The sequence below is a fragment of the Burkholderia sp. genome, assembly GCF_018375725.1.
In the GTDB taxonomy this organism is placed as follows: Bacteria; Pseudomonadota; Gammaproteobacteria; order Burkholderiales; family Burkholderiaceae; genus Burkholderia.
In genome coordinates, this window is the sequence record NZ_JAHACR010000001.1 from 67177 (window position 1) to 78969 (window position 11793).

An 11793-nucleotide genomic window follows, 5' to 3' on the forward strand; every position below is an offset into this window, starting at 1 on the left:
ATTAGTCCGCTGACTACAGCTTGAGGCTCGACGAATAGCCCGCCTCCGCGGTCGCTCGAGTCAGTTTCTCGACGCTGGTTTTCGCCTCGTCAAACGTGACGACGGCCTCGCGTTTCTCGAAAGCGACGTCGACCCTGGCCACGCCGTCAACCTTGGCGAGCGCCGCTTTGACGGTGACGGGGCACACAGCGCGGATCATGCTGCCGAATGGCGATGATTAACGTTACTTCCGTAGTCCGGTACAGAGTCAAGCGGCACATCCCGACGCGCGGCACCAGCGCGGCTATAGGGGGCGCCACATCGCGTGCCGGGAGATGCATTCCATCTGGCCACTCGCCTGAAATCGGGTGGCCAAACCGCTTTTCGTACCGTTTCCGGCTGACCGAGGCAATTTTCGGGGCTTCACACTGGATAACCCATCTTTATCGCATATAAAAAATTCCAATTTCACACCATCCTTGACCGGCAGTCTTGGTACATATATACATGGTATGTAATACAGTACGATATTCGAAGGAGGCCCCATGGCTCGCGCCGGCCTGACCCGTGTGGACATCAAGCGTGCGCGCGATTCGCTGATCGCGCAGGGTATGCACGCGTCGATCGATGCGATACGTATCGCGCTTGGCAATACCGGTTCGAAAACCACCATCCACCGCTACCTGAAAGAGCTGGAGGAAGAAGAAGGCGCGTCGCTGACGCGCGCGGCGTCGCTGTCCGACGCCATCCAGGATCTCGTCGCCCGCCTCGCGGCCCGCCTACACGAGGAAGCGCAGGTGCGCGTCGATCAGCAGGCGGCCGCCGCAGCCGCCCAGCGCCAGCAGGCCCACGCCGAGATCGCTAAGCTCACTGGCGAGCTCGCCGCGCTGCAGGCGCAACTGGCCAACGCGACCGCCGCGCTCTCGAGCGAACAGGATGCGCACGCCGATACGCGCTTGGCGGCGCAGCAACGTGCGATCGACATCGAGCGACTCTCGCAGCAGGTGCATGATCAGACCGTGCGGTTGGCCGAGCACGAAAGCTTCCGCCAGTCACTCGAGGAGAAGCTGAAGCACGCGCACGACGCGCTGGAACACTACCGGAGCGCCAGTCGCGAGCAGCGCGAACAGGAAGCGCGCCGGCACGAGACGCAGGTCCAGCAGCTGCAGGCCGAACTGCGCCAGGCCAACCAGACAGCAATCGTGAAGCAGAACGAAATTACCCAACTGAACAAGGACAACGCGCGGCTGGTCGCCGAGTCCGGCGCGGCGAGTAAAAGTCTGCGAGAAGCGCGGGCACACGGTGAGCAGATACGGGAGGCGCTCGACCGGATGCGTGCCGATCACGTCCGTCTCGAGACCGAACGCGATGCCCTACGCGCGACGGTCAGCGCGCAGTCGGGGGAACTGGAAAGCGCACGTGCGTCGCTCGGCGTAGCGACGGCGGAGCGGACAAAGCTGGCGGCGCAGGTCGACGCCCAGATGTTGCTGCTGGCTGACTACCGGGTGCGGTTAGGTCTGGGCGGCGCTGCGGGCTGAAGCGCCAGATTTTGCATCCGGAGGACACAGTTTCGCGAAATCGGCCTCTTGCTAAGCCTATGATTTTGCGTGGAATTTCGAACGAAACCGCCAGATTTTGCACGAAAAGGACGATTACCCCATATGGCGCGTCGACCTGCTTGCCGATGATCCCCTCGAGGCCGATCTCGCATGCGGATGCCAACATCGCATCAGGGGCAGCTTCGATCGCCTCGGAAAACCGCACCTCGGCACCGAGTATTTCGGAGACGACATCGCTTAGCGCCGCTCGCCGCTCTCGCCACGGGCGCGGCCGCAGATCAACCTCGTCAAGCCACATCAAGTCAAAAATCACCAGCGAAATGCCGGCGGTCCGCCGCCGATTGAATGCGTTCTGCAGGCCGTTGAAGCTCGGCAAGCCACTTGCATCAAACCAAACGGCTTCCGCGTCCAGCCAAGCACTTTGCACGGGCAGGCCCGCAAGCGCCGCCCGAAGGTGCGGTAGCCGTGCCGTCCAGTTGTGGCCGTTCCTGGTGAGGATCCGCACGTCGCCGGCGTCTATCCGCGCGAGCATGCGGTACCCGTCGAACTTGATTTCATACGCCCATGCGCCTGCTGACGGAGGCCTTGTCGCCAGGGTGGCGAGCGCCGGCTCGATGAATGCGGGCATGCCTCCAGCTTGCGCACTGGATAAGCGACTGCGGGATTCGCTCGACTTCGTCCACCGGCCCATGTCTCCTCCTCGCATTCCACTGAGAACGCAAAGGGTGTTCCCAGGGGGGCGAATTTTACTGAGTCATGCTCAACCGACTCCTACGCTCTAATTTTCTGGAGATTGGGTCCGAGTTGCCAAGATTCGGCGCATCGCGTCGATCTGCGTCCTTTCCGCCGCAAGTGCCTTTTCAGCAGCTTCGGCCCGGGCCTTATACAGATCTCGCTGCTGGCCAAGATCCTGACGTAGCGCATCAGTCTGGAGGAGAAGATGCCGCTCAAGCCCCGAAAGGCGGGTGACAGTCGCGCTCATCTCGCCAAGTTGATCGGTCAACGCCTTGGCCTGCGCCGCGTGCTCGGTACGTTCGCTCTTGATCTGTTCGCCAGCAACCCTTGCTGCAGCTTCCGCGGTCGTGGCTCGCTCGAGCAGCGCCGCCCGCTGCGCTTCCAATGCGGAGATTCTGGCGTAAGCATCTCGAAGCGCCGATTCCGCCACCTGCACCCGAGTTTTCAGCTCGAGGAGTTCGTCCTCGGGAATCTGTTGTCCTACGGCGAGCGACGGCGCCGGGGTCACGACAGCCGGCATAAAAGCCTGCTGGTCGGTGGGGCGCGTAAGTGCTGCCGCGGGTCCGGGCGTTGGTGCGATCAGGGCGATGCCAGAAGCGTGTGCACGCTGGATGGCCTTGCTCCATGTCTGTGCCGACGGGCGGCGCCGGATCTGGAAAGCATCAAGAAGCCTCTCATAAGTGGTCTGACCGTAGATGCGCCCCGTGCAACGTGCAATTCCGGCGATGAGTTCAGCGAGAAAGGTTGGGTTGTCGGATGGTGCGAACGCATGAGCAGCTTCGGCAACGGCAATCATCCCGCGCATTTGATCGTCGCTGAACTCGATTCGGGAACGTGCCACAGCGCCTCTGAGAAGGTGGAAGGAAAGTTGTCCCAATCCTGCCGAAGATCAAATGTGACGCATCGGCCGTCGGTCCGTGGAACTGAAGTCTGCCCATCGCCGCGGAGCCTTCATCCAGCTGCGACAAGGGTTTGCGGGCGCGCCTCGCGAGCGGTGGATCAAATTTTCTTCCACGAATTTTGGCGCAAAGCCTTGCTGGATGCGGGATCCAGCGAACCGGTGACATTTAGTTCCTCGGACTGTCGGACTGTAGTATACACTCAGAGTAGGATTTTCGTAGTTTTAACTACCCGTTTCCTCTACTTTGCATCATTATTTGTATAATGGTGCGTTTTGTACGAATTCACTTTAAACCAGAAAGTCTACCCTCTACGCGCTGGCCAAAGCAAAAAGAACCATGACCAACGAACTTGCGATCGATGCCTACGTACTCGAGCACCTGCCCAGCTCGGCACCGCCCAACCGCGCAACAAGCCCGATCCTGCCGTCCGGACTCACCGAACAGGAAGTCGTGATCCAGTGGCTGAAGACGAAGGAAGCTGGCGACGGCCGCCTAGCCGAGACGACGCTCGCCCAGTACGTGGTCGAGGCCCGGCGGCTCTTCTGGTATGCGCGATGGATCGACACGCCGATCTCGGAATGGACCCTCGAGGAAGCCGGCGACTATCTTGCGTTCCTGAAAGCTCCAGACGAGGCGGCGATTTGCGCCGTGCGTGTGCCACGCGGCGATCCGCGCTGGACACCGTTCCGCAAGGCCCTGAGCACGGCATCCGCGCGGCAGAGCCAGGTCATCGCCGGCAGCCTGTTCAAGTGGCTGGTCGCCGTCCAATACCTTCGGGCGGACCCGTTCGCGGGCTATGGGCTTGCGGGAAAGAAACGCCAGCGAGCCAAAAAACAGAAGCGCTTCGTCGGGCAGGACGGGATCGAACTTGCCCGCGACGCGATCGCCGGTCGGGAATGCCGGACCGACCGGGAACGGGCGAAACGAGCTCGCGATCTTTTCGTCGTGGACCTGTTTACCAAAACTGGCTTGCGGACTTCCGAGGCAATCAGCGCGACGATGGGGTCGATCCAGTACGCGCGCTTTACCGCGGCGCAGCGGGCGAAGAATCCAGACTATCCCGAGGGTGTCTGGGTCATCGAAGTCGAATCGGGAAAAGGCGGCCAGCCACGAACGGTTTCGTGCGCTGCCGTCATGGGTAGCCTCCAAGATTATCGGATCGCCTACGGCCTCTCCTCTTTACCGGTGCCGGGAGAAACGACCCCTCTCATCCTTGGTGCCCGACGGCGCACGCCCGATCTCAACAGGAAGGTCAGCGAGCGCGGCCTGCGCGCTCTGCGCCGGGATCTCGGCACCATCGACGGCATCACAGACCGGTCCGCGCTGTACCGGCTGGTCAAGGCGATTTTCAAGGAGGCGCTGGCGTGGTGGGATGCTCGCGACCCGGTCGAAGCGGACAAGCTCGAACGCGCCTCCACGCACTGGTTGCGTCACAGTTTTGCCAAAAGTCTGGTCGCATCAGGCGCCGACCTGATCACCATCGCCCGAAACCTTGGGCATGCCGACGTGAACACCAGCCTCGTGTACATCGACGACGAGGAAACGTCTCGGGCCCTCGAAACCGAGAAGTTGCTGGTGAACCGATAAGGTCGATCATCCGGTGGGAAGCCAGTTCCCATCGGAAACCTCATATATCCCCTCTCCCCTCTACTTTTCCTATCTGTTACGGTAATCCGACACCTCCTCGTTTTTGGAACTGCCTCCTTTATACTTCCTGCCAAGAAGTCACGGCATTCAAAAACAATGTCCGTGACCCTTGGTTGTTTCCAAAACGAGTCGGAGTGTCTAACAATGAAAAAGTGTTTGCTGGCGCTGGCAACAACGGCGTGTTGCTCGATCAGTACGCTTGCCTACGCATCGCTCGGGGGCAGTGTTTCCACCGTATCGGACGATCAAATTAGGCTGGTCGCGAACCACCAGGCCGTGAAATTCCAAGCTACGCCTAGCGTGGGCTACACCGTCAACGAGATGGTGTTGCCGAGTACAACTGTTGTGCGGGAATACGTTACCGGCGGAAAGGTCTTCGCAGTGACCTGGAGCGGCCCGTCTGCGCCGAACGTCCGGCAACTGCTGGGCGCGTACGTGGATCAGGCCAGCGCAGACGTAAAGGCGTTTCGCGAGGCGCACGGCGGCATCGGACCGGTCTCAGTCTCATCCGGGGACTTCGTATTCCAGTCGAGCGGCCACATGGGTTTCTATGCCGGCCGTGCCTATATCCCGAGTGCAATTCCAAGCGGCGTCTCGATCTCGGACATTCGATAAAGGACACGACAATGCGCAAAATCCTCATGATCTCGGCGGCCTCGTGCCTTTTCGCCTTGATGACAGCTTGCGGCGGAGGCGGTGGAGATTCGAAGTCCCCTGCCCCGAGCACGGAAAGTCCGCCGTCAAGTACCTCGACGTCGCCGACCGCGGGGCAAACCAACGGACAGCCCACGACGACTCCGACTTCACCGACGACGGGTACGGCGCCTCCCCCCGTCGCGAACCGGATGTCCGTAACGGTCGGCCCGAACCCGTGGAACGCGCAAAACGTGCTCTACACGTCGGTCACGATCTGTGTGCCGGGCACATCTAACTGCCAGACGATCGACAAAGTTCTCGTCGACACCGGCTCCTTTGGGCTGCGTCTATTCAACTCGCAGATCACGCTTCCGCTCCAGAAGATCTCGGCAACGGTCGGCGGCACTCTGACCGAATGCACGACTTTCGGTTCCGGCACGGCATGGGGCACCGTCGCGCAAGCGGACATTAAGCTTGCAGGGGAAGTGGCGTCAAAGGCCCCGATCCAGTTGATCGCGGATCCGGCTGTCAGCGGCTCGGCCACGAACAACTGTATTCCAGCCGGCGTGACGGACTTGAACAGCCCCTCTGCTTTGGGCGCGAACGGCGTTCTCGGAGTCGGTTTGAACGCAGCTGATTGCGGTGTGAGCTGCGTGGCGACGACTTCCCCGGGATGGTATTTTGGCTGTCCCGCTAATGCGACGACCTGTCCCGGCACCACTGTTCCTTTGGCAAACCAGGTGACGAATCCGGTGAGCATGTTTGCGCACGACAACAACGGAGTCGTGTTGACGCTGCCGAGCGTTCCGTCGACTGGAGTATCGAGTGTTTCGGGGACCCTCACCTTCGGCATCGACACGCAAGCCAATAATTCGCTGGGATCCGCGAAGGTCTACACGCTGAACAACAACTATGACCTAACCACGTCGTTCAACGGCAACACATTTCCGGAATCGTTCCTTGACAGCGGATCGAATGGTCTCTTCTTCGATGACTCGATCACCACCTGTTCCGGGAGTACCTTCTACTGCCCTGCGTCGACCATGAGCCTGTCCGCAGTGATGCAAGGACTGAACGGAAACAACGTCTCGCTCAATTTCGACGTGGGTAACGCGAGCATGATGGTGGGCAATGGTGCGTACGCGATGAACGATTTCGCGGCTCAAGGCGGCTCAGCGAACTTGTTCGATTGGGGACTCCCCTTCTTCTACGGCCGGTCGATCTATACGGCGATCGCGGGGACGACGAATTCGGGTGGAACGGGGCCATTCTTCGCGTTTTGATCAGCGCCCTTCTCTCCCCTGAAAACCGGCCTTTCGGCCGGTTTTTTTACGTCTCGCTGATGCAGAATCGGGGGCTCTTCCTGTAGGCCTGGGGTTCGGCCGAATCGAAGATTCGGCCGCATGGGTGCATGAAGTGCGCCACGGCGTATATAACCCACGTAGGTGAGAAGTTTCGGGATCACTTCGCTCTAAACGAGTCCGCCTACGCGCCGGCTTCGTTGTCCGTCCTTGCGGTGAACTGCCAGACGAGCCAGGTCTGGAAATCCCTGTCATGCAGTTCGGGTAGCCATTGCTGGAAAAGGTCCTGCCTCGCATTGATGAGCCACTGCTGGAAAAGGATGAGCCAAGCGGCGCGAGTTTCTCCCTCCTTGTACAGCGCTCGATCTGCTGGATTAGCCTTCAAGTGCGCCTGAATGAGGCGGTTGCGCTCGTCTTCGGGCAGTGACTGCAACCCTCTTGCTACCAACGAACGCTGGTGTGCCTTGAACTTAGCTTCCAGGGCCTCCTGCCGGCGCTGCAACTCGGTTTGCTGTTGAAGTCGACGCGCCTCTTCGAGGGCTTTTTGATCTGCTTCCTCTGTCTGAGTCTGCTCGTTCGATACATTACGAAGTATGGCGCGGAAGAACGCTTCGCGGGACTGAATCACCTCCCCTCGAGCCTTCAGCCGTGTCTCGGAGACCGCCATACGCGACATCGCTTCTTTGACTTGCGGATGGGTATAGAGCTGGGCCAAGGTCGACATGTCCTTTTCCGTGAAACCCAGATCCGTCAGCTTTTGGATTGTGTCATCGGGCCAACCAAGGGGCAGTTCGAAAGCTTGCTGGCGCTTTTCCGTGAACTTGAAACGCAATTTGGTAACCTTACGGCCGGACTTGAACTCTTCCGCCGCAATCGTGTGAGTCAGCGCTGGATGCGCGTTTAGCATCGCGATTGCCGGATTTAGGTAGGTTCGCTTGAACTCCCCGTATTCGCGGGCCTGCTTTTCTTTTTTCTCGCCGATGACCACGAATCGCGAGGGGCCAAGAATCAAGTCTATCCACGTCGCAAGATCCAGTATCGGGGTGACCTTGGCGTTGGTTCCTATATAGCGCCACGCATTTTGATACAGGCCGAAAGCGGCCTCGCCCGAGCCCGCGTCACGCCCGAAACTGGCCATTACTGACCAGTTGAGGTTCGCCCACATCGTCGGTTCGAGGAACCACAAAAGTACCTCCGGTTCGAAAGCAAACCGCGTAATCCCAGCCTGATTGCCGACGCCCTTGTCACGACGGATAATGAATGCTGCGATAGACTCGTACTGCACCTTGCCATCCTCGCCGAGCACATTCCAGATGAACTGGAAGTTGAGCAGTTCTGCAAGGGTGTCGTATATCCGATCCTTATTCGTGGTCGATAGGCCTGCGAGTTCGGCCAGCCGATGAGTACGGATTTCGAAGAGGGGTGCCGCGCGATCTTCACGGATCTTTCGGATCAGCGTCTGAGCTGCTTCCCGGCCGCGTGCGCGCAAATCGAGTTGCACGGCAAGCGCAAGCGCGTCCATGAGCTTGCGGGCAGACAGTTTCAGGTTTTTGTCGCGCTGGACCGGAATAGCGTGAATAGCCGCGACAGGCTTGCGATAGGTGCCGGGGCGCTCTGGCAGGAACAGCTCGTCGGCCGAAAACAGCGGCGTCTGGGGCGTACCTGGTTCCCCGTCACGCGCGAGCACCTCATAGCTGTCGCTATCCGGGGCGTTCTCCTGCTCCAGCCACTTGAGTTCGAGTCCGGGGCCCTGCTGTTCTGGTGGAAGGTTTTGTTGGCGCGGCTTCTTTGGCATCGGTGCAGTGGTGTGGTCGCATGTTGAAATGCGTCAACATCATAGCGTCTAATGATGGTGAAGACCAGCGTTGGCCAACCATCGTTCGAGTTATCCACCGATCTCCTATGCCAAAATACCATCGATTGAGCCGCTGAACATCGCGGCTATGCCAAAGTGCCATCGATGCCACGGCGGACTTACCATCATGCCCCGGCAGGAACACCATCCCAGCTATGCCAAAATACCATCATCCCAACGTCAAAGCCTTATCTGGTAAGGCTCTGACGAGTCGGAAGTTGGGAAGTTTTGAGAATATTTGTCGGAACACAAACGTGGGTCCTGTAGAAACAACACCCACAATCCCCAAACCACCGCGCCGTCAGTCTCGACGGGGCCTTCGGACCGTGTCATACGGCTATTCTTGGGCGCGCTCCGCGATAGATGGTATAGCCGCATAGGCTATGCTCCTATGCGAGATGCGAAGTTTTCATAGCGTAAAATGGTATTTCTGCATAGGTTCACTGTGCAATATAGGACCAGATCGCAAGGCATAGCCTGTTCTGGCTGACCGACTAGCCCCACATAGTCCTATGCTGATACACTCCAGGCTGGAACCTGGACTATGTCATCTGACCTCACCGACGCGAATGCGCGCTTCCTGCTTGGCGAAGCCGTCCGGCTGCTCACGCAGTCGGGCGTGACCGGCGTTGCGCTGGCGGAATTCGTGCTCGGCTTTACGCCAATCGTGAACCAGAGGCTTGCGGCCATAGCGTCGTCTACGTCGACCGCGGGCATGGCAGATCGGGTCACGCGGGCCGACGTGAAAGATGCGGTGAAAGAGGCATTGCAAGAAGTGGTTTCTGCGACCGGCGAGAGTCAGGAAGGCCGCGGAAAAAAACGACAACGACGCAAGTCTGTTCCAGTTCGACTCGCTGATGGCAAGCGAACCTCCCTGTGGCTGGATACCGACCTCGTCGAGCGATTCAAGCAAAAGGCCAACTCGCCGGCCGAGGCACGCCAAGTGCTGGGCGAACTGGCTGGTTCCGTACCGGCTACCGCAGAAAGCAAGTCATCATGGGTCGAGGAACAACTGACCAAACGGTTGATGCTCCTCGAGGCCGTTCCGACTACCGCCCACGCAAACTGACGAGAATTATTTATCTGCTAAGGCATCATAGTTCCTGTCAGGAAGTAACCCCTTGACTTTCTGGCTGCACTCAAAAACAATACGGGCATTGACGTACCGAGCAGCTGGAACTCGCACCCTTTCGAGCCCTTCCTAGAACGCAGATCCACTCGGGGAGATCTTGGGAAAAGCTTCAAGGCCTTTCCCAAGGTTTTCTCCAAGCCCTCCTGGGTTTGCTCGCTTCCTCCGTTGCAAGCTGGATTCGGGACACATGCGTGCCTGGTTTTCCCGCGAGATCCATTGGATCTTGCTCGTCCCTTGGTGGACGGCTTGCTACTTCGGTAGCCTAGAAAGTCCTTCGGGATTTTCCTGTCTGACGTCGTCGTTTCTGACGGCTTGTCATCTGCAATGCCACTGCTATGGCTGTATCTCGATTTGATCGGGATGCGGCTCACGCGTGTTTTCAACCCATGCGGGGACTCGATTCCCTCGTGGGGAACGACGTCTTCGCAAGCTCCTATGGAGATTGTCATGTCGAACGTCGTTATGTCGGAACGTGCCCTGCGTCGCCAAGCTATTTCGGAAGCCCACAGTCACCTCCTCGAGGTCGCTGGCAAGTATCCGGAGAAGCTGCTCGAGAACTTCCGCCGGTATCCGTCGCTCGTCGGCGATCTCTCATGCCTCGAAGAGGTGGTGGAGATTCTGGTGGAAAAGGGCTTTGCGAAAGAGCTGACAACGCTCTGCGACGCGCCTGGAATCGGGCGTTATGCGAGCAGCGTCATCGCTCGTCTGGTACTGATGCCGGCTCAGCCATAATCAGTTCCCCTTCTGCTATCCGCGCAAGAAGCTCCGCATCTGCGGAGTCCTCTTGCGCGGCCAGCAGGTGGTAATGCCGAGCCGTTGTCTCCAGAGCTCGGTTGTATTGGGCAATGCTTGTCGGAAGCGTTGACAGCCCAGTCAGGGTTTCGAATATCTGCCCCTCCTCTCTCGTCAATCGAATCGCACTCTTCAGCCGCAGCATTCGCCCTCCCCTCTTCTCGTTTCCTTAGCAAGCTTGTGATCGGCCGCAATCCGGTTGAAAACGCTTATGGGCGCCTTACGCGTCCGAACTACCAGCCATGAACTCCCTCACGACGGCCTCCAGCCGCTCTCCCAGTGCTTCCTGTTGCTCTTCTGAGAGACCGGTGAGCTTGAGCTCGGTGCGTCCGTCCCGAAACCGTTTCAATTGCCCGTATTCGGTGCCGTCGGCTCCTGCAAACTGGACGCGAGCGAGATAGTGAGCACGCGTCTTCCGGGACGCCTCGCCATTGTCGTTGCGGGAGTTCAGGTCTTGCAGATGCTTCGAACTCATCTCGCCGGCGAGAACCTTGTCGAGGACCTCCTCCGCGGTGTGCAATCCCTTGCGCTCGAACATCAGCGCGATGTTGTACGCATGAGTAATTCCCAGCGGCTCGTCAGCCTCGGCCATACGGCGCAACAGCGTTTCTGGCAGTTTTTTCAGCTTCAGAATTTTCGACATGAGCGATTCGCTGATGCCGAGACTGGCTGCCAGATCATCTTGACCCGGGAATACTCCTTCGTCGAGCAGCTTCTGGTACGCCAGCGCATCATCGAACAAACTCTGAGGCGTGCGATCCTTGTTGAGGCTGTTCGCAATCAGGAACAGGTCGCGATCGCTCAGCGTGGGGAAGACCTCGGCGTCGATGAACCCATCCGCGACGCTTTTCTTTGCCCTGAAACGATACTCGCCGTCGATGATCACGTACTTACCAGGGAAGCGCGCGTTCTCGGTAACCTTGATTGCTTCCAACTGCCCGTCGCGTTTCATCTTTACTGCGAGCTCGTCGACCTTCTCGGGGCGGTAGAACGTACGAGGATTGTATGGATTGGAAACGAGTTCGCCCAGTGGCAACGTGAGGCGAGGCTTAACGGACGAGGTATTGCCACGGCCACCGTACGCCGGAACTGCCGGCGAAAGAGTTGAGTCGGCCCCAACTACCGGGGCAGCGCCGACCTCTTGAGCATCGAGTCTGGCGTCGACGGCGCCCCGCTCCATGTCCATACCTTTGCGGAGCGATGACACGAGACTTCTGCGTTGCGGCGGGCTTTGGTTTTGATCGCTCATATGAAA

9 protein-coding genes and 2 pseudogenes are annotated in these 11793 nt (G+C 59.1%); 6 read left to right on the forward strand and 5 right to left on the reverse strand.

The window, feature by feature from the left end; genetic code table 11:
* Positions 1-13: 13 nt before the first annotated feature.
* Positions 14-184, reverse strand: a pseudogene (locus tag KH616_RS00400) (cation transporter); the annotation flags it as partial.
* A gap of 340 nt (positions 185-524) precedes the next feature.
* Here KH616_RS00400 and KH616_RS00405 point away from each other — a divergent pair.
* Positions 525-1517, forward strand: coding sequence for a DNA-binding protein (locus KH616_RS00405; RefSeq protein WP_059888169.1), 993 nt, complete (start codon positions 525-527; stop codon positions 1515-1517).
* A 133-nt stretch (positions 1518-1650) separates the two neighbouring features.
* On the opposite strand, the pseudogene KH616_RS00410 reads toward KH616_RS00405, so the two are convergent.
* Positions 1651-2244: pseudogene (locus KH616_RS00410) on the reverse strand (DNA ligase); the annotation flags it as partial.
* Positions 2245-2316: 72 nt separating this feature from the next.
* Complete coding sequence (locus tag KH616_RS00415) at positions 2317-3114, reverse strand: hypothetical protein (protein ID WP_292232746.1); 798 nt, start codon at positions 3112-3114, stop codon at positions 2317-2319.
* Positions 3115-3511: 397 nt separating this feature from the next.
* Here KH616_RS00415 and KH616_RS00420 point away from each other — a divergent pair, with 397 nt between their 5' ends.
* The 3 genes from KH616_RS00420 to KH616_RS00430 all read left to right on the forward strand — a co-directional run bounded on the left by KH616_RS00420 (position 3512) and on the right by KH616_RS00430 (position 6741).
* The gene (locus KH616_RS00420; protein WP_046196420.1) at positions 3512-4762 is read left to right on the forward strand and encodes a site-specific integrase; all 1251 of its coding nucleotides are present in this window, start codon (positions 3512-3514) and stop codon (positions 4760-4762) included.
* Positions 4763-4966: 204 nt separating this feature from the next.
* Positions 4967-5437: a DUF2844 domain-containing protein gene (locus KH616_RS00425; RefSeq protein ID WP_165487678.1), complete on the forward strand. Its 471-nt coding sequence runs from the start codon at positions 4967-4969 to the stop codon at positions 5435-5437.
* A 230-nt stretch (positions 5438-5667) separates the two neighbouring features.
* Positions 5668-6741: a DUF3443 family protein gene (locus KH616_RS00430; RefSeq protein ID WP_080323248.1), complete on the forward strand. Its 1074-nt coding sequence runs from the start codon at positions 5668-5670 to the stop codon at positions 6739-6741.
* A 202-nt stretch (positions 6742-6943) separates the two neighbouring features.
* On the opposite strand, the gene KH616_RS00435 is transcribed toward KH616_RS00430, so the two are convergent.
* The gene (locus tag KH616_RS00435) at positions 6944-8554 is read right to left on the reverse strand and encodes a replication initiation protein (protein WP_046196417.1); all 1611 of its coding nucleotides are present in this window, start codon (positions 8552-8554) and stop codon (positions 6944-6946) included.
* Positions 8555-9158: 604 nt separating this feature from the next.
* Here KH616_RS00435 and KH616_RS00440 point away from each other — a divergent pair.
* Positions 9159-9683 carry a hypothetical protein gene (locus KH616_RS00440; protein WP_021161042.1) on the forward strand — a complete coding sequence of 175 codons (525 nt, stop codon included), beginning with the start codon at positions 9159-9161 and terminating at the stop codon, positions 9681-9683.
* 510 nt (positions 9684-10193) lie between these two features.
* Positions 10194-10478, forward strand: a complete 285-nt coding sequence (locus KH616_RS00445) for a hypothetical protein (protein WP_021161041.1) — start codon at positions 10194-10196, stop codon at positions 10476-10478.
* A 280-nt stretch (positions 10479-10758) separates the two neighbouring features.
* On the opposite strand, the gene KH616_RS00450 is transcribed toward KH616_RS00445, so the two are convergent.
* On the reverse strand, positions 10759-11787 hold the full coding sequence (locus KH616_RS00450; RefSeq protein WP_042976010.1) for a ParB/RepB/Spo0J family partition protein: 1029 nt from the start codon (positions 11785-11787) through the stop codon (positions 10759-10761).
* Positions 11788-11793 lie beyond the last annotated feature (6 nt).